The organism is Aridibaculum aurantiacum (assembly GCF_017355875.1).
Lineage (GTDB): Bacteria > Bacteroidota > Bacteroidia > Chitinophagales > Chitinophagaceae > Segetibacter > Segetibacter aurantiacus.
On sequence record NZ_JAFEWC010000003.1, the window covers coordinates 645926 to 668397 of the forward strand.

The 22472-nt window shown below is 42.5% G+C and carries 23 protein-coding genes; 11 read left to right on the forward strand and 12 right to left on the reverse strand.

Annotated features, from left to right (window positions below; all coding sequences use genetic code 11):
- Nucleotides 1-48 precede the first annotated feature (48 nt).
- The 3 genes from J4N22_RS16325 to J4N22_RS16335 are packed head-to-tail and all read right to left on the reverse strand — an operon-like array spanning nt 49 to nt 2943.
- A complete protein-coding gene (locus tag J4N22_RS16325; RefSeq protein WP_207496390.1) occupies nt 49-1032 on the reverse strand; it encodes a cation diffusion facilitator family transporter in 984 nt (327 codons plus the stop codon).
- Nucleotides 1033-1037: 5 nt separating this feature from the next.
- Complete coding sequence (locus J4N22_RS16330) at nt 1038-1445, reverse strand: OsmC family protein (RefSeq protein WP_207496392.1); 408 nt, start codon at nt 1443-1445, stop codon at nt 1038-1040.
- Nucleotides 1446-1494: 49 nt separating this feature from the next.
- Nucleotides 1495-2943, reverse strand: coding sequence for an LptF/LptG family permease (locus tag J4N22_RS16335; RefSeq protein WP_207496394.1), 1449 nt, complete (start codon nt 2941-2943; stop codon nt 1495-1497).
- A gap of 97 nt (nt 2944-3040) precedes the next feature.
- Between J4N22_RS16335 and J4N22_RS16340 the strand changes: the two genes are divergently transcribed.
- The gene (locus J4N22_RS16340) at nt 3041-3622 is read left to right on the forward strand and encodes a hypothetical protein (RefSeq protein WP_207496396.1); all 582 of its coding nucleotides are present in this window, start codon (nt 3041-3043) and stop codon (nt 3620-3622) included.
- On the opposite strand, the gene J4N22_RS16345 is transcribed toward J4N22_RS16340, so the two are convergent.
- A complete protein-coding gene (locus J4N22_RS16345; RefSeq protein WP_207496398.1) occupies nt 3604-3987 on the reverse strand; it encodes an START-like domain-containing protein in 384 nt (127 codons plus the stop codon). The genes J4N22_RS16340 and J4N22_RS16345 overlap by 19 nt on opposite strands.
- A gap of 283 nt (nt 3988-4270) precedes the next feature.
- Between J4N22_RS16345 and J4N22_RS16350 the strand changes: the two genes are divergently transcribed.
- From J4N22_RS16350 to mobA, 4 genes are all read left to right on the forward strand, one after another.
- Complete coding sequence (locus J4N22_RS16350; RefSeq protein WP_242692264.1) at nt 4271-5137, forward strand: sigma-70 family RNA polymerase sigma factor; 867 nt, start codon at nt 4271-4273, stop codon at nt 5135-5137.
- 115 nt (nt 5138-5252) lie between these two features.
- Entirely contained in the window at nt 5253-6575 is a 1323-nt protein-coding gene (ffh, locus tag J4N22_RS16355) for a signal recognition particle protein (protein ID WP_207496402.1), read from the forward strand.
- A 62-nt stretch (nt 6576-6637) separates the two neighbouring features.
- Nucleotides 6638-7063, forward strand: coding sequence for a hypothetical protein (locus J4N22_RS16360; RefSeq protein WP_207496403.1), 426 nt, complete (start codon nt 6638-6640; stop codon nt 7061-7063).
- A 324-nt stretch (nt 7064-7387) separates the two neighbouring features.
- Complete coding sequence (mobA, locus tag J4N22_RS16365; RefSeq protein WP_207496404.1) at nt 7388-7981, forward strand: molybdenum cofactor guanylyltransferase; 594 nt, start codon at nt 7388-7390, stop codon at nt 7979-7981.
- 125 nt (nt 7982-8106) lie between these two features.
- Here mobA and J4N22_RS16370 read toward each other — a convergent pair whose 3' ends face one another.
- Entirely contained in the window at nt 8107-9024 is a 918-nt protein-coding gene (locus J4N22_RS16370) for a lytic transglycosylase domain-containing protein (RefSeq protein WP_207496405.1), read from the reverse strand.
- Between the two features lie 269 nt (nt 9025-9293).
- On the opposite strand from J4N22_RS16370, the gene rpsP reads away from it, so the two are divergent.
- Nucleotides 9294-9755 carry a 30S ribosomal protein S16 gene (gene rpsP / locus J4N22_RS20165; RefSeq protein ID WP_280923995.1) on the forward strand — a complete coding sequence of 154 codons (462 nt, stop codon included), beginning with the start codon at nt 9294-9296 and terminating at the stop codon, nt 9753-9755.
- A 251-nt stretch (nt 9756-10006) separates the two neighbouring features.
- Nucleotides 10007-10522, forward strand: coding sequence for a ribosome maturation factor RimM (rimM, locus tag J4N22_RS16380; RefSeq protein ID WP_207496410.1), 516 nt, complete (start codon nt 10007-10009; stop codon nt 10520-10522).
- Between the two features lie 87 nt (nt 10523-10609).
- Here the strand turns inward: rimM and J4N22_RS16385 are convergent, their stop codons facing one another.
- Nucleotides 10610-11209: a DinB family protein gene (locus tag J4N22_RS16385; RefSeq protein ID WP_207496411.1), complete on the reverse strand. Its 600-nt coding sequence runs from the start codon at nt 11207-11209 to the stop codon at nt 10610-10612.
- Nucleotides 11210-11396: 187 nt separating this feature from the next.
- Nucleotides 11397-12002 (reverse strand): Crp/Fnr family transcriptional regulator, encoded by a 606-nt coding sequence (locus tag J4N22_RS16390; RefSeq protein WP_342450938.1) that lies wholly within the window; start codon nt 12000-12002, stop codon nt 11397-11399.
- A gap of 47 nt (nt 12003-12049) precedes the next feature.
- On the opposite strand from J4N22_RS16390, the gene dinB reads away from it, so the two are divergent.
- The 3 genes from dinB to J4N22_RS16405 all read left to right on the forward strand — a co-directional run bounded on the left by dinB (nt 12050) and on the right by J4N22_RS16405 (nt 15501).
- Nucleotides 12050-13198 carry a DNA polymerase IV gene (gene dinB / locus J4N22_RS16395; RefSeq protein ID WP_207496419.1) on the forward strand — a complete coding sequence of 383 codons (1149 nt, stop codon included), beginning with the start codon at nt 12050-12052 and terminating at the stop codon, nt 13196-13198.
- A gap of 76 nt (nt 13199-13274) precedes the next feature.
- The gene (locus tag J4N22_RS16400) at nt 13275-14555 is read left to right on the forward strand and encodes a metal-dependent hydrolase family protein (RefSeq protein ID WP_207496421.1); all 1281 of its coding nucleotides are present in this window, start codon (nt 13275-13277) and stop codon (nt 14553-14555) included.
- A gap of 310 nt (nt 14556-14865) precedes the next feature.
- Nucleotides 14866-15501, forward strand: a complete 636-nt coding sequence (locus J4N22_RS16405) for a peroxiredoxin (RefSeq protein ID WP_207496423.1) — start codon at nt 14866-14868, stop codon at nt 15499-15501.
- A gap of 197 nt (nt 15502-15698) precedes the next feature.
- On the opposite strand, the gene J4N22_RS16410 is transcribed toward J4N22_RS16405, so the two are convergent.
- From J4N22_RS16410 to J4N22_RS16430, 5 genes are all read right to left on the reverse strand, one after another.
- Nucleotides 15699-16412, reverse strand: a complete 714-nt coding sequence (locus J4N22_RS16410) for an RluA family pseudouridine synthase (protein ID WP_207496425.1) — start codon at nt 16410-16412, stop codon at nt 15699-15701.
- A gap of 50 nt (nt 16413-16462) precedes the next feature.
- Nucleotides 16463-17830, reverse strand: a complete 1368-nt coding sequence (locus J4N22_RS16415; protein ID WP_242692265.1) for a pseudouridine synthase — start codon at nt 17828-17830, stop codon at nt 16463-16465.
- A 126-nt stretch (nt 17831-17956) separates the two neighbouring features.
- A complete protein-coding gene (locus tag J4N22_RS16420) occupies nt 17957-18625 on the reverse strand; it encodes a hypothetical protein (protein ID WP_207496427.1) in 669 nt (222 codons plus the stop codon).
- A gap of 174 nt (nt 18626-18799) precedes the next feature.
- Nucleotides 18800-19861, reverse strand: a complete 1062-nt coding sequence (gene rlmN, locus J4N22_RS16425; protein ID WP_207496429.1) for a dual-specificity RNA methyltransferase RlmN — start codon at nt 19859-19861, stop codon at nt 18800-18802.
- A gap of 32 nt (nt 19862-19893) precedes the next feature.
- Nucleotides 19894-20073: a hypothetical protein gene (locus J4N22_RS16430; protein ID WP_207496431.1), complete on the reverse strand. Its 180-nt coding sequence runs from the start codon at nt 20071-20073 to the stop codon at nt 19894-19896.
- A 78-nt stretch (nt 20074-20151) separates the two neighbouring features.
- Between J4N22_RS16430 and purL the strand changes: the two genes are divergently transcribed.
- Nucleotides 20152-22446, forward strand: coding sequence for a phosphoribosylformylglycinamidine synthase subunit PurL (purL, locus tag J4N22_RS16435; RefSeq protein ID WP_207496433.1), 2295 nt, complete (start codon nt 20152-20154; stop codon nt 22444-22446).
- Nucleotides 22447-22472 lie beyond the last annotated feature (26 nt).

Below are 22472 nucleotides of genomic sequence, written 5' to 3' on the forward strand. Positions count from 1 at the left end.
AGGCTGAGCCAATTATAGGGAGTACTGTTTTTTTATGAACTTGAGAAACTATAAGTGATGCTTCTTATTACGCAGCAGGTTGTCCAGGTTCCATTCCACTTTTGTTTCAAATTCATGTTGGCGTACGGTACATTCAAACTTATTGCACAAGCGGCAGCTAAAAGGAAGGCAGCCATCTGTATGAACAAAAAATTCTATTGCATCGCCAAATTCCGAGGAAGCAAAATTTACTAAAGCATCTATCTCTTCATGCGCTTCGTGCACATTGAGGTACCAGGGCACTGTAAGATGACAATCGATGTGCAGCCGGCTACCATATTTTATGATGCGCAGGTTGTGAAGGTCTATCCAGTTAACACGCCTGTTTTTGTTCAGTGTATCTACCATCCTTTGCAGCAGGATGATGTCTCTTTCATCCATGATGCCTGCCATAGATAAACGAACGATCCTGTAGCCGGTGTAGATGATAAAGCTACCCATGGCACCGGCTATTAATTTATCAAGCCATACAAAACCTGTTAAGGTCATTACTACCAAACCTACGGTTACTGCAATGGTGCTATAGGTATCGACTACCAGGTGTCGGCCACTCGCTACAAGTGCAAGGCTGCTGTTTTTCTTTCCAATGCTAATGCAGATCCTGCCTGCTATATAATTAAATACAGCAGTAGAAGCTACCAGTATCATTCCTGTATTCAATTGAAAGATCCTGGTAGGTTCTATAATGGTGCGGATAGTCTCGTACAGTATCAGCACTCCTGCCGCAATGATAAGAGTACCTTCTACCGCTGCAGATATGAACTCAGCTTTTCCATGACCGTATGGATGGTCGGCATCAATGGGTTTGGCGGCGATGTACAGGCTGTACAAGCCTATACCACCAGCTACCACATTCACCATACTTTCCAATGCATCAGAAAGTATAGCTACAGAATTGGTGAGGTAGTAGGCAATGATCTTTGCAAGAAAAAGCACAATGGATAACGCCGTGATCCACTTTTGAACTTTGAGGTTGTACTGTGCCGTTTGCAATGCTGCTACTTATGAACGATTGTATAATTGATAGGACAATGTTTCTTTAGCATAATTGATATGCCACAATATTTTTCCTGCGAAAGCTCCACAGCTCTTTTAAATTTTGCTTCATCTTCAGCAGATGCATCTGTTATGTAAGTAACATTTATTTGAGTGAAGACTTTCGGATCTTCTGTCGTTTGTTCTGCTTCAGCTACTATTTCCAGCAATGAATATTCAACCTTCATTTTTTTCAGGATCATCACAATATCTATTCCACTGCAGGCGCAAAGGCTGCAAAGCAAAAGGCGTTTTGGGCTCATGCCAGTATTGTGTCCGCCACCAGCTACGGTTGTATCTATAGCCACATGATGTTCATCTGATATGCCTTCAAAAGAAAGGTCTTTGATCCAGCGCGTTTTTATTTGCATGCTTTAAAATTTGGATGCAAGGTAAAACCGGCTGGCGAAACAAAAGGTATTAAGCGTGCTGCGGTTTCTTCTTGCGGATGTTTAACACCAGCTGCCTGATCTTTTTGAAGTTGCGGTAGTAAGATTCTTTATTAAAAAGAGTAGAGTCGCGCATGGCTTTATAGGTAAGAAAAATACCAAAAGGAATAAGTACTGCAGTGGAAAGCCACATGCCTCCAAAAGGGGTCATCACACCTTCTTTTACAAACTTTTCGCCAAACGTATTGAACAGGTGAAAGATGACAAAGAAGATAACGGCAAACACAAGCGGTAATCCAAGCCCACCTTTGCGAATGATAGATCCAAGCGGAGCGCCTATAAGAAAAAGTACAATACAGGCTACAGACAAGGTTAGTTTGCGATGCCATTCAATCAGGTGAAATCGGTAATCCTGCCGTTTTCCCTGGTATTCTCCTGACAGCATATCAACGGCAGAAATGGCACCATTAACCTGTTGTACAGCTCTATCAGTTACAAGATTGTATGCGGAGTCTGGAATGATGTCGCGGATAGAAGTTACTTTACCAATAGCTTTCTTATCAACTTTTACAAGACCTGAATCTTTGTATTGAGGAAATGTGAGATAGCCGCTTAATTGTGATTGACCTCTGATGGCAAAATGATTTTTAAACCTGGCTAACGAGTCGATCACGGTATTCAGCTGCCGGATGCTTAGCATTTTAAAATTGTCTTTGAAAGCGCTGTCCGACGTTTTGTTCATTTTAAATCCGCTCAGGTCAAGCACTTTCCTGTATTCTTTAAATCCAAGGCGAATGAACTCAGTATTGGTAGTAAGACGGTTTCCTTTTTCCTGGTAGCGCCAGCCATTCTTCAGGTCAAATTCCAGGAAACGCTTGTCATTGGAAACTCTCATGATACCACTTTCCGCCACAATGCTGTGGTCCTGCAAGCCAAAACTTTTCTCGTAAATCACCACATTTTTAATACCGCTTCCATCCTTGGACTTGCTGCCTATCTTAATTACATAGCCATCTATCTTATCGTAAAAGATGCCTTCTTTTATGTCGAATGCAGGTTTGGAAACAATGATGTCGTACTTAAGCGTATTCAGCTTTAGGTTTACAACAGGGATGATATTATTGGCAAAAAGAAAAGCAATACCGGCAATAAAAATGGTAGTGATGAAAAGAGGCTGCATAAAGCGCAGCAGGGGAATACCTGCCGATTTTATAGCCACCAGTTCGTACGTCTCGCCCAGGTTACCAAAGGTCATGATGGAAGAGAGTAGCAGTGCCAGTGGTAATGCAAGGGGTACATTGAAAGCAGCTACATAACCAGTAAGTTTGGCCAATGTAATGATGTCAAGTCCTTTGCCGACAAGGTCATCAATGTAAAGCCAAAAGAACTGCAGCACTAATACAAACAAGGAGATGAAGAAAGTGGCAAAAAAAGGACCTACAAAAGCCTTGATAATTAATGCATCTAATTTTTTGATCACCTTGTTTATTTTTTCTGAGCTGCGGCAACAAATGTAAAGGATTACATTCTGCCATAGGTAAATAGGCTAAAGGCCTGATGTTTTTAACAATCGTTTCATGTCGTCACTTACACCATACGAGTTTAGCCTGGTCACTGATGCCGCTATTATTAGGGCTAAAAATGATGTTATAGATAAAGTAGCATCCAAGTTTGCAGCACTGAGTGAAAGATACCAGCAGGTATTGGTGTCGGTAAATGACCAACCAAGTACCATCCCTCCGAAGATCTCGAAAGGAGAGAAGTATGAAGGTTTACCATACCTGGTTTTGGATTATCCAAGGCTTTTCAAACAAGAAGGAATACAGGCCATACGAACCTTGTTTTGGTGGGGCAATTACTTCAGCATTACGCTACACCTGCAGGGAAAGTTTCAACAGCAATATTTACCTAATGTAGAATATGCTTGGAAGCAGAACAAGTTTGATAACTGGCAAATACAGGTGGGTGGCGATATGTGGCAGCATGCCGTTAATGAAAATTATATTCCTGTAGCACAACAGCAGGTAGAGCAGTTAAAGCAAATGGACTTTATAAAGCTGGCAAAAAAAATCCCACTGCAAGAGTGGGATAATATCGAGGCATTACTAATGCCGGAGTTTACAAAACTCGTAGAAGTGCTTTATGCACCAATGCGATGAAACAGGTCTTTTATCTGGTATTCCCAAACCCTGCTTTGGTCAGCTATATCTTTCTTTTCAGCAAAATCTTTGATAACTAAAATTGTTTGGTTGGTTACTTCGGATTTTTCTATCTGGAACTCGAAATATTCTTCTTTGGGAGCATGAAGCCAATGAAACCTTACATACTTGTTTTCCTGCATTTCTACCAGTTCAGCTTTCTCGGTAGAGTCATTCCATGTAAAACTGAAAATATGTTCTTTATTCTCGTCTACTTTATCAGCAAACCATTCGCCAAGGCCGGCAGGGGTACTTAAAAATTCAAATAAGATACTGGGAGAGCTCCTCACCGGATATTCTAATGTAAACAATTGCTTTTTGCTCATATAAATCCTTTTGTCCTTCAAAAACGAAGTGTGCAATAATATTAAATTCCTGATAGAGCCAAAATATTTTTTTTACTTCCAGATTTCCATCCCTTTTCTCAAGGTAAATCCTGCAGAATTATTGTCATTTTCTTCCTTCAATTATCCTATTAAAAATTTTTGGATTGTGTTCTATATATAACTTATATTGCTAATAATTCTTCCCCCGGAATTCAAAAAAGTTCTTTCACACCAAACATATCATTAACTAATTGCATCACCCTTAAACACCGACCCTATGAGTATGAGACAACTCAAGATCACGAAATCAATTACCAATCGTGAATCACAAAGCCTTGAGAAATACCTTCAGGAGATTGGAAAAGTAGACCTTATTAGCGCGGAAGAAGAAGTAGAATTAGCAAAGAAAATAAAGCTCGGAGACCAGGTAGCACTGCACAGGCTAACGAAAGCAAACCTCAGGTTTGTAGTATCAGTAGCCAAGCAGTATCAAAACCAGGGGCTCACATTACCTGACCTTATTAATGAAGGTAACCTTGGCCTTATCAAAGCCGCCCAGCGTTTTGATGAAACAAAGGGATTTAAATTTATTTCCTATGCCGTTTGGTGGATCAGGCAAACGATCCTCCAGGCACTTGCCGAACAAAGCCGCATCGTCAGGTTGCCACTCAACAAAGTTGGTCTTACCAACCGTATTAGTAAAGCATTCCAATTACTGGAGCAGGAATTCGAACGTGAGCCAACAGCTGAAGAATTAGCTGACCTGTTGGATATACGAACAGAAGAAGTTGCGGCAACACTTAATATGTCTAACAGGCATATCAGTGTCGACAGCCCGGTAGTGGATGGCGAAGAAAACACTTTGATGGACATTCTTACCAATCCCAATGCTACACTAAGCGACGAAAACCTGGTTCACCATGAATCGCTCAAGTTGGAGATAGACCGTTCGCTTCAAACACTTACAGAACGACAAAAGGATGTTATCTGCTTTTTCTATGGAATAGGCGTTGATCATCCATTGAGCCTGGAAGATATAGGCGAACGCTACCATCTTACCCGCGAAAGAGTTCGCCAGATAAAGGATAAAGCCATCAATAAACTGCGCACTACATCAAGGTGTAAGCAGTTGCGGGTTTACCTCGGATAACTTGTTACTGTTTTTACCGCAATGCCAGTATATTTGCGGTTTTAGTAGTGAATATGACAATTGTTGTATTCACTATTTTTTTTGATTTTCGCAAGCTGATAAAATTTATATACCCATGTTTGAATCACTGAGTGAGCGGTTGGAAAGTGCCTTTAAGAACCTGAAGGGAGAAGCAAAAGTTACAGAGTTGAATGTTGCCTCTACTATCAAAGAAATACGCAGGGCATTGGTAGACGCCGATGTGAATTACAAAATAGCTAAAGAATTTACCGATAAGGTAAAGGATGAAGCACTTGGAGCCAAGGTTATTAATGCGGTAAGCCCGGGACAGCTTATGACCAAGATCGTAAAAGATCACCTGGCTGAACTGATGGGTGGAACTGAAACTCCTTTTAACGCTAATGGAAATCCTGCCATAGTACTTATTGCTGGATTACAAGGTAGTGGTAAAACTACTTTTAGCGGAAAGCTTGCTAATTATCTTAAATCAAAAGGTAAACACCCGCTGTTGGTAGCTGGTGATATCTATCGCCCAGCGGCCATCGACCAATTGATGGTTTTAGGTGGCCAGATAGGTGTGGAGGTATATAGTGAGCGAGAGAATAAAAATGCTGTTGAAATAGCGCAGAATGCCATCAAAGAAGCTAAGTCAAAGGGTAAAAATGTAGTAATTATTGATACCGCTGGTCGTTTGGCAATTGATGAAGTGATGATGACTGAGGTTGCTAACATCAAGTCTGCTGTAAATCCAAACGAGATACTTTTTGTGGTGGATAGTATGACAGGACAAGATGCAGTGAATACAGCAAAAGCCTTCAACGATCGTCTTGACTTTAGCGGTGTTGTACTTACCAAACTGGATGGTGACACCCGTGGAGGTGCTGCTTTATCTATCAAATACACGGTTGAGAAGCCTATCAAGTTTGTAAGCAGTGGCGAAAAAATGGATACGCTGGATGTGTTCTATCCTGAGCGTATGGCGCAGCGTATTTTAGGAATGGGTGATATCACCACGCTTGTTGAAAAAGCCCAGGCCCAATACGATGAAGAGCAGGCAAAAAAGCTGGAAAAGAAGATCCGCAAAAACCAGTTTGACTTCCAGGATTTCCTTGACCAGCTGCAGCAGATAAAGAAGATGGGTAACCTGAAAGACCTGATGGCAATGATCCCTGGAGTAGGAAAAGCTATTAAAGATGTTGATATTAGCGATGATGCTTTTAAAGGAATTGAAGCTATAATCAAGAGCATGACACCTTTTGAAAGAAGCAACCCGGATGAGATAGACCAGAGCCGCAAGCAACGTATAGCAAAAGGTTCGGGGAAGGATATAGCAGAAGTAAATGCCTTTATGAAGCAGTTTGAGCAGATGAGGGAAATGATGAAGATGATGAACAAAATGCCTATGGGCTTTGGCAAAATGCCCGGGATGAAACGTTAATTAAAAGGATTTAATACATCTAACTCATTTGATACTTTAATTTCAGGGCACAAAAAAGACAAATGAAAAAAATAGTTTTTACCCTTTTGAGCATCTGCATGATAGCCATTGCTGCCAGTGCTCAAACTGCAGATGTAAGTAAAGATGCCGCTAAAGCTGCCAAAGCCGCTGAAAAGGAAGCAAAAGCAAAGTACAAGGCGTTGCAAACAGAGAACATTGTAAAGACACTAAAGCAAATCGGTGCTACTGATAAAGAGATCGCTGCTTTCCAGGAAGCTTTGCAAGATGCATCTGCTAAGGGAACTGAAATAAAGAAGAACGAAGCACTATCTGAAGAAGAAAAAGAATCTCAATTGAAAGCAAATGCAGATGCAAAAAATGCAAAGCTAAAAGAGATCATTGGAGAAGCTCGTTACAAAGAGTATAACAGGATACGCAAAGAGCAAAAGCCTGCAGAAGAAGCCATTGTTGCTCCTTACAAGCAATAAAAATTTCTTGATTGTTTTCAAAGAGGGGAGCAGTTGCTTCCCTTTTTGTTTGCACATATGTTATCGGTTTAAGGCTAATACACACACAAGATTTAAAATGCGGTTCTTGTGTTTAATGGTAGGTGGTGCTGCTGATTTGCTGTAGTTATTTCCAAAGCTGTGTTTTTGGAAAAGGAAAAACAGCTTTTGTTGAACTTCCACTTCTTATACTTGGTATCTTTTTTGACGCCTTCCTAAGCTGTGCCCGTTACGCATGTAGCAGCACTGTCCAATAGCCTTGATACCAGAAGAAAGCATTCTCTTGTACAACTAAAAGTTACTTCTATGATCGGGCTTGTATTGTGTGGCGGACAGAGTAAACGCATGGGAAGAGATAAAGGTCTTTTGACCACCAGTAAGAAAGTTACGTGGGCGCAACAATGTTTCTCTGTGCTGGCCAAACTTGAAATACCTGTTGTGATTTCTGTAAATCCTGCACAGCGTACCCAGTATAAACGGATTTTCCCTTTCCACGACCTTGTAATGGATGACCAGGAACTGAACATCCATGGACCATTATTGGGATTATTGAGTGTACACCAGAAGTATCCGACTGAAGATGTTTTTGTTTTAGCCTGTGATATGGTGGAAATGAATCCAGTGGTGCTTCAGAACCTGTATAACCTGTACCTGCATAACAAGGGTAAAATGACCTGTGTCTTCAAAAAAGATACAGCTGCTGAACCTCTTTGTGCCATTTATACCACCAAAGACCTGAAGAAGATCAGGCAGTGGCACCGCAAGGGACAGCTGGAGAAATTTAGCATGAATTACCTATTGGAAAAGCTGGATGTGCTTTCTATTGATGTGCCTGTAGAATGGAAGGATTACTTCAGGAACTATAATACCTTAAGTAATGTGCAAGTATATGCGCGTTAGGCGTAACTAGTGGCTTTTACTTGAAAAAGAAAATGCCTCTTCTAATTCTGAAAAAGAATGAGAAGAGGCATTGTTATCTATAATCATGATCCTGCCATTGAAGTAGCAGAACCAGGTTAAAAAATCTATCCTGGAAGCTTTATTTCATAAGTCTTCCCTGGCTTGGCTACCAATGTTCTGCCTCTTATCCAAGGGTTTAGTTTCTTCACCATTTTGTAGTTTGTTCCCCTGTCTGCAGCCCATTGTACCAGGTTAGAGATAGATCCATTCACAGTTACTGTCTTTGTTGGAAACTGCCCGTACAGATCATCCTTTGAAAGTTGGAAACCTAAAGAATTCGCATTACCTAATATCTGCTTGAAAGCAAGTATCCTGAAAATGTATTTATTGGTTTCTTCAGGCAACAGCAGGTCGTAGTAGTTCATAGTGCGCTGAAAAGTAGCTGCGCCATTGTAGCCACCCATTCCACAGTTATACGATGCTGCAGCTGCAGTCCAGTTACCAAACTTGGCGTAAGCAGCTTTTAAATATTTGCATGCTGCTTCTGTACTTTTTTCAACATGGTATCTTTCATCAGTATTCTCATTCACTTCCAGGTTGTAACCCGGAGCCGTTTCTTTCATGAACTGCCAAAAACCACTGGCGCCTACACGTGATACCAGGTTCTGCAGGTTACTTTCTGCCACACATAAATATTTAAAATCATCCGGAACTCCGTGTGCTTTCAGTGTTGCTTCTATCTGTGGAAAATAGCGATCTGCCAGTTTCAGTATATACAGTATATGCCCTTCGTTGTAGTAGTTGTAGATCAGTTCACGATCAAAAGCCTCACGTATCTCTTGTCTTTCCAGTGGTACTTTTTCGCCAAACAGCGTCATTTGTTTAGGCACTTTTGGGGGCGTTATAGCCTTTGCAGCAGCTGCCTCTGTTTTTTCATCCTCGGGTTTTCTTTTGTCTTCACGGAATGCTAACTGGGAAATAAGGAAAATTCCGGCGATCATGCCTAATACAAAAATGATCACCTGCCTGGTGCTTGAAGTCATAGATCCAATATTTAGTTTGGGAAATAATTCGCAGGTGCACAAAAACAATGCCCCCAAGTATAGTGGTTATTTAGGTCTTACAATAGCTAATGAACAATCACATTAAGACTGGGTGTAGTAATTATTCTACGTGCCGCTCCACACACCTTAAAATTCACGGATTGCTAACAACTCGTGTTGTTTCGTGTACCTTTTCCTGCTACATTTGCCGTCCGTAGAAAACCAATTATTTCACCGCATTTAAATTTCTATTTAAGATGCCAGTTAAAATGAGACTGCAAAGACACGGAAGCAAAAAGCGTCCTTTCTACTTTATAGTAGTTGCTGACGCCCGTGCACCAAGAGATGGTAAGTTCATCCAAAAGGTCGGAACTTACAACCCATTAACTGTACCAGCTACTATTCAGCTGGATCGTCAGAAAGCATTAGAGTGGCTACATAAAGGAGCCCAGCCTACTGATACAGTTCGCAGAATTCTCTCTTTCAAGGGAGTGCTATACCTGAAACACCTATTACGTGGTGTTAGCCTAGGATTGTTTGACCAAGCTACCGCCATGGAGAAATTCCAGGTGTGGCATGAAGAACACGAAGCACAGGTAAGAAAGCGCAGCGACGACAATCGTAAAGCCCAGAGAGCAAGAAGAAATCCGCCGGTTGTAAGACGCGTGGAAACCAGAAGTGAAGCTCCTGCTGCTGAAAGCCCTGCTGCTGAAGGCACTACAGAAGCTTAATTTATTTTTCCAGTGGATGAATAAAACTGTTGATCCCCGACACTTGTGTTGGGGATTTTTTTGTGACCAGCATTTGATCTTTAATCAACTTCGTTGCGTCGCACACTTGTGCTTTTGTTGGTTATGAGGCATGAGCCCTCAACTGTCAGCTATCAGCATGAGCTGGCAGCAAAATCAGCAATGCGAAACATAAGCAAGTAAGTCCAAATCATAAACCAGGAACAAGAAACCAGGAACTAAAAACCTTCTCCATGAACGATTACTTCAACATAGGTAAAATTGCAGGCTCGCACGGACTAACAGGCGAAGTAGTGCTGGAGCATGCATTAGGTAAACGTAGCGATCTAAAAGGACTGCAGACTATTTTCATTGAAGAGCGAAAAGATAGCTTCATTCCTTATTTTATAGAAACAGGTAAGGTGAAGAATGAGACTGAAACCTACCTGAAATTGGAAGGTATCAATACCAAAGAATCCGCACGCCGCATCAACCAGCGCAATGTATGGTTGCTAAAAGCAGATTTTGATAAAGTAGTTGGTAAGGCTTCAGCTATATCCATGCTTGGTTACAAAATGATCAATGATGGTGAACACATTGGAGATGTAACTGAAGTGATAGAACAACCCATGCAGGTGCTCTGCAAGATCATCTACAAAGGCAATGAAGCACTTATTCCCATACACCAGGACACACTGCGGAAAATAGACCAAAAGAAAAAGGAAGTGCATGTGTCGCTGCCGGAGGGTTTGTTGGAGCTTTATATGTAAGTCAAAAGTCAAAAGTCAAAACAAGGAGAACTGAATTTATTCTCCTTGTTCTACTTCTGAACAGTTTTAATTCTTTGAATAACTATATCAGGCCACCCTGGCATCTTTTGCTTTTTGATTTTTGACTTTTGAATTCAGCGCTTTCTCTGCCTGCACAATATGGCGCTCGTTGTGTGCAACCAGGAACATGAAAACATCACCTAGTTTCAGCTTAATAAACTTCGCTATAGAAATTGCCACAGTGGCTTTATTCATATCAATATGCTGCGCTTCTTCCAGCAATAGCAATAGCCTTTCCTGCTGGTCTATAAAATCTCCAACCACTTTCGCTGCGTCCAGGTCAGCTTTAGGCGCATGATCTTTTGGCGAAGCCATTTTCTTCATTTTGTGGGTAGGCTTCATCATGTTGGTAAAGTAGTTGCCAAGCCAGCCACTGCTAAAGCTTTTCGTTCCATTCTGTCCTTTTGCTTTAGAAGCTTCAATGGCTTTTTCTATAGCCGGAAGATAGTAGCGGCCATAGCTGTTCAGGTGCTCCAGGCATTGTGCTGCACTCCATTTGCCCGCTGCAGGTTGTTGAAGCAATACAGCGGCCGGCATCAGTTGCCATTCGCTTATAGCTTCCTGTAAAAAGTTTTCTGTCTGTTGTTGTAGCTGCTCTATCAGCTCATTAGTTTTGTACGTTGGCATTGTGTAATTATTTACAGCAAAGCTGGAAAAGTTAGAAGTAGAAAATGTTGGTGTAGAACAAGATTTTTGTGAAGTCAGAGGAAGTCAAAATCGAAAGTCAAAATCATAAATAAGTGTAGCTTGTTACATGGAAAGTGAAATGTTATAACAAGGCCAGCTTTTTGATTTTTGACTTTTTACTTTTGAATTATATCCTCACACTCCCCAACAGCTTACTAAAAGTAGTAGCGTCTAAGCCAAGGTAGGATGCCAAATATTTGTGCGGTATCATTTGAAGTACATGCGGACTCCGCTTCAGTAGGATGCGGAATTTTTCTTCAGCAGAAAAACACTGCAGTTCTATCTGTCGCTGTAGGGTACCTGCCAGCGTAATAGCTACCGACTTTCTAATGAAAGTTTCAAAGTTGTGGTACTTCTTCAAAAGTTCATTTACCTGTATATAGCTGGTGCGTATAAACTCACTTTGTGTAAGTGTTTCCAGGTAGTAACGCGATGGCTGTTGCAACAGGAAACTATCAGCCACACCACTAAAAGAACCTGCATAAGTAAATACCAATGTAGCTTCTTTATCGTCCTCTTTTACATAGTAAGCACGTTGTACACCCTCTGCTACAAAGTATAGGTACTTCTCCGTATCACCAGTTGCCGTAAGTATGGTTTTTCTTTTTGCTGAAAATGGTTGCCAGATAGCAATGAAGTCATTCCACTCTTCCACATCCAGTGGATGAACTGCGTTAACAACAGCTTGTAGTTTCAGTAGTATTTCCTGCATCAGGTAAAAATATAAATTCACAATAGCTTACCGCTTTCTATTTATACTTTTGATTTTCATCTTTTCTTTTGACTTCCCCTCAACGCTATATCGCCCACTTCGATCTCGACAGCTTTTTTGTGTCTGTAGAGGTGCTGAATAATCCTTCACTTAAGGGTAAACCGGTATTGGTAGGGGGTCATAGCGAGAGGGGAGTAGTTGCAGCCTGTAGTTACGAGGCGCGTAAGTTTGGTATACACAGCGCTATGCCTATGAAGAAGGCGATGCAACTATGCCCGCATGCCATTATCACCAATGTAAGCCGCGGCGACTACAGCAAGTATTCCCGAATTGTGACCGACATCATCGCTGCCAAAGCACCGTTGTTTGAAAAAGCCTCCATCGATGAATTCTACCTTGACCTTACTGGCATGGATAAGTATTTTGATCCTTATCAATGGACAATAGACCTGCGCCAGGAGATAATTGATAAGACTCAACTCCCAATTTCTTTTGCATTAGCGCCGAATAAAATGGTAGCTAAAATTGCTACCGATGAAGCAAAACCTAATGGTTATATACATATCCTTCATGGCATGGAAGCCGACTTTCTTGCACCGCTAAAAGTGAATAAAATACCAGGTGTGGGTGAGCAAACTTACCAGGTTCTTAAGCGAATGGAGATCTACACCATTGGTGACATCCGCAAGTACTCAAAGAAAGTTTTAGAAAATGCTTTAGGTAAATACGGAGCTGAATTGTGGGATAAATCGCTGGGTATACATCACGGCGAAGTAGTGCCGTATCATGAGCCAAAATCTATTTCTACAGAAAATACTTTTGAAACGAACACTGCAGACAATTCATTTCTTCTGGCAGAACTGGTTCGGATGACAGAGAAGGTTGCTTATGAATTACGTCAGGAACAAAAGCTAACCGGGTGCATTGCTGTAAAGATCAGGTATCCTGATTTTACCACTGTGTCTAAGCAAGCCACCATAGATTATACGCTGCGCGATGATGAGTTGATTGCTTTTGCAAAGGATCTTTTCTTTAAGCTGTATAAGGCCGGTACACCGGTGCGCTTACTGGGTGTACGTTTGTCCGATCTTACCAATCATGCAGTGCAGGCTAATCTTTTTGATGATGGCGAAAAGAAGAACGAGTTGTATAAAGCAATTGATGAAGTAAAGAATAAGTTTGGCAAAGGCGCCTTGAAGAAAGGAAGAACTGCATAAACATCCTGACCTGCTATTTTACCCGCTCTTCTAATCCTAATTTGTATTAGCTTGTACACCTAATTATCTCCTCTTTATGAAACGTGTTATTCTGCTGGTGTTGCTTGTAGCTTCTACACTCATTTCTGTTGCTCAGCAAACCATACTGCACTGCGGTAAGTTGATTGATGTAAACAATAGCCGCGTCCTTAGCAATATGTCAGTAATTGTAGAAGGAAAAAAAATAGTTGATGTGCGCGAAGGATTTGTACAACCCGCTGCTGGTGGCAGGATCATAGACCTGAAGAATAGAACGGTGATGCCTGGACTAATGGATATGCATGTGCACATGGAAAGTGAAACAAGGCGTGGCGCCACTGCTGACCGTTTTACTAAAAACCCTGCTGACGTAGCTTTCGACGCGGCACAATATGCACAGACCACATTGCTGGCAGGTTTTACAACTGTTCGTGACCTGGGCGGTAGCGGTGTAAATGTTGCGCTTCGTAATGCAGTCGCTAAAGGCACGGTAGCGGGTCCGAGAATTTTTACTGCAGGGAAATCTATAGCTACTACCGGCGGACATGCCGATCCTACAAATGGCTACCGCAAAGACCTGATGGGAAATCCTGGTCCTGCGGAAGGAGTGATCAATGGTCCAGACGAAGCCCGACAGGCTATTCGCCAACGTTATAAAGACGGATCTGACCTGATAAAAATCACAGCGACTGCAGGTGTGCTTAGCCAGGCTAAAGATGCATCGGGTGCGCAGTTCACTGATGAAGAATTAAAAGCGATCATTGAAACGGCAAAAGATTATGGATATAAAGTGGCGGCGCATGCACATGGTGCAGAAGGATTAAAACGCGCTGTTCGTGCCGGTGTTTCTTCTATTGAACATGGAACTTTCATGGATGACGAGGCTATAGCACTAATGAAAAAGCATGGTACGTATTACGTGCCTACCATCATTGCAGGTCGCTCTACAGCTGACTCTGCTAAGATACCCGGGTACTATTCGGAAATAGTTACTCCCAAAGCACTGGAGGTTGGTCCAAAGATCCAGAACACATTTACAAGAGCCTATAAAGCCGGCGTGAAGATAGCTTTCGGTACAGATGCCGGTGTGTTTATGCATGGCAAAAACTGGAGAGAATTTGCTTACATGGTAGAGGGCGGAATGCCTGCCATGGAAGCCATTCGTTGTGCTACTGTTCATGCAGCTGATCTCCTAGGGACTACGGCTACACTAGGCTCTATTGAAAAGGGAAAATTTGCAGACATCATTGCTGTAGAGGGCGATCCAATAACCAACATCAATGCCATGGAAAATGTAAGGTTTGTTATGAAAGACGGCAGGGTCTTCAGGCAGAACTAATGCATTTGATGCGCATTATGTTAGAATGTCGTCCCTACGAAGGAGGGATCTGCCACCATTATATTTTGCTACAACCTCTATACTTTATGGGATGCATCGTCCCGCGGCATGACAAGCTCAATTGATAGAAATAGGGTTGATTGCAAACTAAAGTCCTTAGTTTTTTAACTAATTCACCAGGCATAAATTTTAGCTGGTTGTGAGCCATCCTGTATTTTGGCAGGGTATTAGTCTACCAAATTGGTATATTTGTTTCCCTTCAACGATTGCTGCCTGCCTGATCATTTTTTTATTTTTAAAAAAGTCAAACATGAGTTTACGATTAGGAGACGACGCTCCGAATTTTACAGCAAAGACAAGCATCGGTGAGATCAATTTTTACGAATACCTGGGCGATAGCTGGGGTGTGTTGTTCAGTCATCCTGCAGACTATACACCTGTATGTACCACTGAGCTAGGCAGAACCGCTTTATTAAAAGAAGAATTTGCGAAGCGTGGTGTAAAAGTGCTGGCGCTAAGTGTTGACCCTGTAGATAAGCACCACGGCTGGATCAACGACATCAACGAAACACAGCAGTGCGAAGTTGATTTCCCCATTATTGCAGACGAGGATAGGACAGTAGCGGGTTTGTATGATATGATACATCCGAATGCATCGGCTACTGCTACGGTTCGTTCTTTGTTCATCATTGGTCCCGATAAGAAAGTGAAGCTGATGATCACCTACCCAGCAAGTACAGGAAGGAATTTTTACGAGGTATTGCGTGTGATAGACAGTCTACAGTTAACTGCCAACTACAGCGTAGCCACACCGGCAAACTGGAACGATGGTGAAGATGTAATAGTGGTGCCTGCTGTTAGTACAGAAGATGCTATTGCCAAATTTCCTAAAGGCCTGAACATTGTGAAGCCATACTTACGCTACACGCCGCAACCGAATAAGTGATAGAACCACGATCCATATGATTAGAATGGATTATGAGGAGAACGGAAGCTACACACTTTAGTTGGTTGACTTTCTAAAATAAAATGAGATGCTGTTAGGCATCTCATTTTGTTTTTCCTCGTAATCGTTTTTGCATCCAGTCGATCGTGGTTCTTTGTCTCCTCTTAATCCTTTTTCTTTTCCTATATATCCAGGTTCTAATCTTTCGCTTTTCTTAGCTGTTGCAAGGTAGCTTTCAAATCTTTTTGCAGTGGTGCTTCCAGCTCATGTTTATTGCCTTGCGCATCTATGAACACCAGCCGGTGGGAGTGAAGCGCCAGCCTGTTTAATATAGGCCTTTCTTCATCTGCAGATTTGCTCAGTTTGAACTTGCGCTTTATGCCAGACAATAGTATAGGTTCTCCATTGCCATACAGTTCATCGCAAACAATAGGATTGCCTACATGCTTCATGTGTACACGTATCTGGTGAGTGCGCCCCGTATGTATCTGGAACTGTACGAATGAATACTGCCCGAACTCTTCCAATACTTCATAGTCAGTAAGAGAAGGTTTGCCTTTTTTATTCGTCATCATCAGGGTAGTCTTTCCCGGGTGTTCCATGATGGCTGCATCTATGCTGCCTTTGTTGTTCATTAGCGTACCATTTACCAGGCCGAGATAGTACTTCTCTACATCTCTGCCTTCAAAGGCTTGTGAAAGGAACTTGTGGGTAGCTTCATCTTTAGCAAAAACGATCAGGCCGCTGGTATCTTTATCCAAACGGTGAACCGTGAAAATGTTTTCGTACCGGTCCTGCAGGTATCTCTTTAGCGAAGGATCTTTACCCATCCTGTCAGGAATGGATAACAGTCCTGACGGTTTATTCATGGCAACAAAATGATCGTTCTCAAATACAATTTCAAGCTTCATATATAGAAGGTCGCTAACTTTTTAAGTGGTGACAGATGGAAAAAAGAAGGTTACTTCTTCTTTGCGAAAGACTGGTTCATGTACTTCAGTAAGCGCACTTCTTTTTCTTTCAAAAAACGCCAGTTGCCACGGAGAACATCTTTCTTGGTAAGCCCGGCAAACATCACCCGGTCAAGTGCTTTTACGTCGTATTTCAAGTGCTCGAATATGCGGCGGACGATACGGTTGCGGCCACTGTGTATCTCCACGCCAATGATGCTTTTGTCTTTAGAGTCTGCATACGCTATCACATCCGGAGCAATGAAGCCATCTTCTAAAGTGATACCGGATGCTATCTTCTCCATGTCTGCTTTTGTAAGCGGCCTGTCGAGCCTTACCTCGTACACTTTCTTTATCTCGTGCTTTGGGTGAGATAGCTTCTGGGCAAGATCACCATCATTGGTAAGCAGCAGCACGCCTGATGTATTCCTATCAAGACGTCCTACAGGATACACACGTTCGCTCGTAGCAGTGCGTACAAGGTCCAGCACTGTCTTACGTCCCTGCGGATCTTCAGATGTAGTAATATAATCTTTGGGCTTATTCAGCAGTATGTAAACAAAATTCTTGCTGATGGTAAGTTTTTTACCGGAAACTGTTACTTCGTCGTATTCTGTTACTTTGGTTCCCGGGTCAGTTACTACTTCACCATTTACAGTCACTTTTCCATCTTTTACCAAAATGGCTGCATCACGCCGTGCACAAACACCACTATGAGCAATGTACTTGTTCAATGGCATTTGCTCAGCAGGCTGCCTGGTTTCCTTTTTTGAAAATTTATCTGTAGCAGGTGTGGCTTGTTTTGCAGTATGCGGTGCAGGTCTTTCCTGTTGTGGTCTTTGCGGTTGAGAAGGTTTTGCCGGGCGGCTACGTTCTCCTGCAGACGAAGATCTTTCCTCTTTTTTAGGTGCTGCAATCTTTGCCTGTGGCTTACGTTCTTGTTGAGGCTTGGGTGCTTGGTCAGGACGTGTAGTGGTAATGCGTGGTTCTATAGGAGTTGTTCTTTCTTTCTTACTCCCGGGAACATATTTTGGTTTCAGCTTTTTCTCCTTTCCAAAATCTTTTCCTTCACGTGCATCACCCGGTGTGGCTTTATTAAAAGCAGGCTTAGCTGTAGGAGCTGCAGAATTAGAACCTGCAGGAGCTGGCTTGTATTTATTAGCGGTAGAAGGTTTTCCTGGTTTGCCTTTAGGTTGAATAGTGTCAGGATCTATTCCGCGCATCCTTAGTTTCTCTTCGCGCTTGCGGGCATAATGTGCTTCTATGGCAGCAGCTCTTTCTTTCTTCTCTTTCTTCTTCTCTTGTTTGATCTTTTCTTTTATAGCACTTCCCTTAGGTTTCTTTACAAACTTGTCGAAGTTATCTGTACGTTTCCGCATTTTGTATGTTTTTGGATTGCTGTTGTTGCAACAGTAAATATGATTCCAGCGCCGCCAAAGGTATACGTAAAAAGGCAGACTTTAGGGTCTGCCTTCAGGAGGGTTGATGTGCATTGTGTAAATAAATTACTTTACAGCGCTGCGATTGGGGCGGTTTTTCATACGGTCTTTCAGCTTTTCTTGCTGATCAGTGGTTAGCAACGACCGGATCTCTTCTCTATGTTTTTGCTGCAACAACTTCATTTGTTCTTTCTTCTGTTCTTTAGAAAGATCAGCATTGCTATGGATGTTTTTAATGTTTGTTCTGAAGCTTTCGTTTACTGCTTTCAACTTGCTTGATTGATCTGCAGTAAGTCCTAGTTCTTCCTGCATTTTTTCAAATTCTTTTCCTCTTCCTTCACCAGCTCTTGCGCCACGCTTAGCACCAAAATCTTTTTTTAGCTCCTGTGCTTTTTGCTTTTGCTCAGGTGTAAGAATGGATTGCAATTGTTCGCGGCGCTGCTTGATAATCTCCTGGCGACGCTCTTTCTTTTGGTCATCAGAAAGGTTGCTGTTTTTCAATTCTTCCATTTGCTTGCGGAAGGTTTCATTCTGTGCTTTTAGCTGCGACTTCTGTGCATCTGTAAGATTTAGTTCAGAAAGCCTGTCGCCGCCTCTTTTACCAGCTTTGTGGTCGCCTTTGTGATGGCGTTGTTCTATACCTGCTTTTTCTTTTTTTGCCCTGCCTTCTGCGCGTTGTGCAAATGAAGCAAATGTGATGGCTAATGCGAGTAGTGAAAGAGTAACGTTTTTCATATAATGTGTTTTTGTTTTTTCGTGTTAGTGGTAGATAGACCATAGCCATTGTAGTTAGTTTAAAGAACAGGCTAATTAGGCTGTTAAAAAATATAAAATGACTTGGCGCTGGTGGTGGCAAGGCATAAAAAAACCGCCTGTAAAAGGCGGTTTATTTAATTAAGTTCTCAGGTACTAAGCTTCTGCACCTATGGTATCTTTATTAGCAAGTTGACCACAGGCTGCATCTATATCCTTTCCGCGGCTTCTTCTCAACCGGGCGTTCACTCTATGTTTGGCAAGGTGGTTCATAAACTTCTCCACAGTGTCTTCATCAGGCTTCAGGAATTTGGCTGCATCAATAGGATTGTATTCTATAATGTTCACCAGGTCTGCCGGTACTTGTCTAAAGATCTTTATTAGTTCATCAGCATCTTGCAAGGTGTCGTTGAAGTTCTGGAACAGGATGTATTCAAACGTGATCTCGTTGCCGGTCTCTTTGTAGAAATAATTCAGTGCTTCAATGAGTGCTTTGATATTGTTGCTTTCGTTGATTGGCATGATCTCGTTGCGCTTTACATCGTTGGCAGCATGCAGGCTCAGTGCCAGGTTGAAGCGCACTTTATCATCGCCCAATTGCTTGATCATTTTTGCTACACCTGCAGTGGAAACTGTTATTCTTCTTGGGCTCATGCCTAATCCATCAGGAGCGGTGATGCGTTCTATGGCTTTCAATACGTTCTTATAGTTTAGTAATGGTTCTCCCATACCCATAAAAACAATATTGCTCAGCTTCTTATTATAAACACGTTCTGTCTGCTGGTTTATTAGTACTACCTCGTCGTAGATCTCATCGTAGTCAAGGTTACGTTTGCGGTCCATGTAGCCGGTAGCGCAAAACTTACAGCTAAGGCTACAGCCAATCTGTGATGATACACAAGCTGTGTAGCGGCTTTCGGTAGGAATAAGCACACCTTCTACCATATGATTGTCAACCGTCTTGAAGCGGCTCTTGATGGTGCCGTCGGCGCTGTATTGGGTAGTTTCTACATTTAGCGCAGGAAGTACAAAGTGCTCAGCCAGTTTTGACCTGAGCTCTTTGCTAAGATTGGTCATAGCTTCAAAAGAGTGTGCTTGTTTGCTCCAAACCCACTCGTATACCTGTTTTGCCCTGAATTTCTTTTCGCCTAACTGCTCAAAATAGTTGGTTAGCTCCTCTAAACTTAAATGGCGAATATTTGGGGTCGTCGATTTCATTACGCAAAGGTAATTATATAGAGTGGTAGCGGCTAATGAAGGATGAGCTGCGATATGTAATTATATGCTAATGTGGGGTGTTGGTTGATTGGTTGATAGGTTGAGAAGTTGATAAGTGAGAATTCGGTGGCTGAGCTTATGGCTGAAGCGATCGCTACAGCTGAAGTGTGCGACGCAACCGGGGCTGACAGTAGTACAATTGCTTGCTCCATAATTCTCTTTTTTATCATCTGGCAGAAACAGAAACTTCAACTTGCCTACTTATTTCACTTTCTTACCTTCGCAGCCTTATGGAAGTGAACGTACAAACCGCCCAACAGCTTCGACTTACCGAAGGAGAATTCGAAAAAATAAAAGAGATCATGGGACGCACGCCCAACTTTACCGAGTTGTGTGCGTACAGTGTAATGTGGAGTGAACACTGCAGTTACAAGAACTCGATAAAATGGCTGAAGACTTTGCCACGCGACAGTGAGAAGATGCTGGTAGCAGCAGGTGAGGAGAACGCAGGTTTGATGGATATTGGCGATGGCTGGGGCGTAGTGTTCAAAATAGAAAGTCATAATCACCCAAGTGCTATTGAACCCTTCCAGGGAGCGGCTACGGGTGTAGGTGGTATTCACCGCGATATATTTACTATGGGCGCTCGTCCTATAGCAGCGCTTAATAGTTTACGTTTTGGTAAAATAGAAGAGCCAAAAACGCAGCACCTGCTCAATGGTGTGGTGCATGGAATTGGTCACTACGGCAACTGCTTTGGTGTGCCTACTGTAGGTGGCGAAGTTTATTTTGAAGAACGTTATCATACCAATCCTTTGGTGAACGCAATGAGCGTGGGCATAGTGCGTAATGGTGAAACCATTAGTGCTACTGCAAAAGGAGAAGGTAATCCTGTTTTTATAGTTGGAAGTGCTACCGGTAAAGACGGTATGGGCGGTGCAAGCTTTGCTAGTGCCGATATTACTGAAGATAGCGTAGAAGAACTGCCGGCGGTACAGGTAGGCGATCCTTTCCAGGAGAAGAAACTGCTGGAAGCTTGCCTGGAAGTGATACAAACAGGAGCGGTAGTAGGTATGCAGGATATGGGTGCAGCAGGCATTATCTGTAGTACCAGCGAAATGAGTGCAAAGGGTGAAGTAGGAATGGTAATTCACCTGGAGAAGGTGCCTACACGCCAGCAAAATATGAAGGCATGGGAGCTGTTGCTGAGCGAAAGCCAGGAGCGTATGCTGATAGTGGTGGAGAAAGGAAAAGAAGCGGAAGTGCTGGCTGTTTTTGATAAATGGGATATGCCATGTAGCGAGATAGGCGTGGTAACCAATACCGGCTTGCTGCAGTTTTATATGAATGGAGAACTGGAAGCAGTATTAAATGCTGAAAGTTTAGTGCTGGGTGGTGGTGCTCCACAAAACGATCGTGAGTATCGTGAGCCTGCTTATTTTGAAAAAATAAAAGCTTTTGATCCGGCTACAGTGCCTGTGCCTGAAGATCTGAAAGAAGTAGCGAAGCAACTGTTGCAGTTGCCTAACATCGCCAGCAAGCGCTACATCTTTAACCAATACGATAGCATGGTGGGTGCTGCCAATATGAGCACCAATGCACCAAGTGATGCCGCCATTGTACTTGCAAAAGGAACAGGCAAAGCGCTGGCTGTAACCGTAGATTGTAACAGCCGCTATGTATTTGCTGATCCTTACAAAGGAGGAATGATAGCAGTGGCTGAAGCTGCAAGAAATATTGTTTGTAGCGGTGGTGAGCCTTTGGGTGTAACCAACTGTCTCAACTTTGGTAATCCTTTCGATCCTGAAGTGTATTACCAGTTTGTATATGCGGTAAAAGGTATGGGTGATGCATGCCGCAAATTTGATACGCCTGTAACAGGTGGTAACGTAAGCTTCTACAATCAAAACCCGGATGGTGCTGTTTATCCTACACCTACAATAGGTATGGTAGGCGTACTGGATGATGTAGAAAAAAGGATGACGCTTGATTTCAAACAAGCCACCGATGTGATATACATGTTGGGTACAGGAACGGCTGATATCAACAGCTCGGAATACCTGCATAAAATAGTTGGTGTAGAATACTCACCTGCACCGGAATTTGATGTTGATGCAGAATTTTTACTGCAACAAGCGATCAAACAACTGATACAACAGGGACTGCTGCAAAGCTGCCACGACATCAGCGAAGGTGGCCTGATAACAACCCTGATGGAAAGTGGTTTCAACCGTAGTCTTGGCTTCGATGTACAGCAGACGCAAAACAACATCAGGCCTGATGGCTTCTGGTTTGGCGAAGCGCAAAGCCGCGCAGTAATATCCTGTACTATAAAAAATGCTGAAGCTGTGATTGAGTTTCTGAAAGCATGGAATATTCCGCATGAATATTTGGGCGTAGTAACTGAAGGTGACATAGACATGGAAGGTGTATCGTGGGGCCACATCAACGAGTGGAAAGACTTGTATGAGAATGCCATTGCCCGTACAGTAGCGCCTTCGCAAGTTGTTTCAATAGATGATGAGAAAGCGCAGGTAATGCAGAAGGAAGGCATAAAAGGCAAAGGAGAAGTAAAAGGTTTTTAAACCCATACATCGCATATTCTACAACT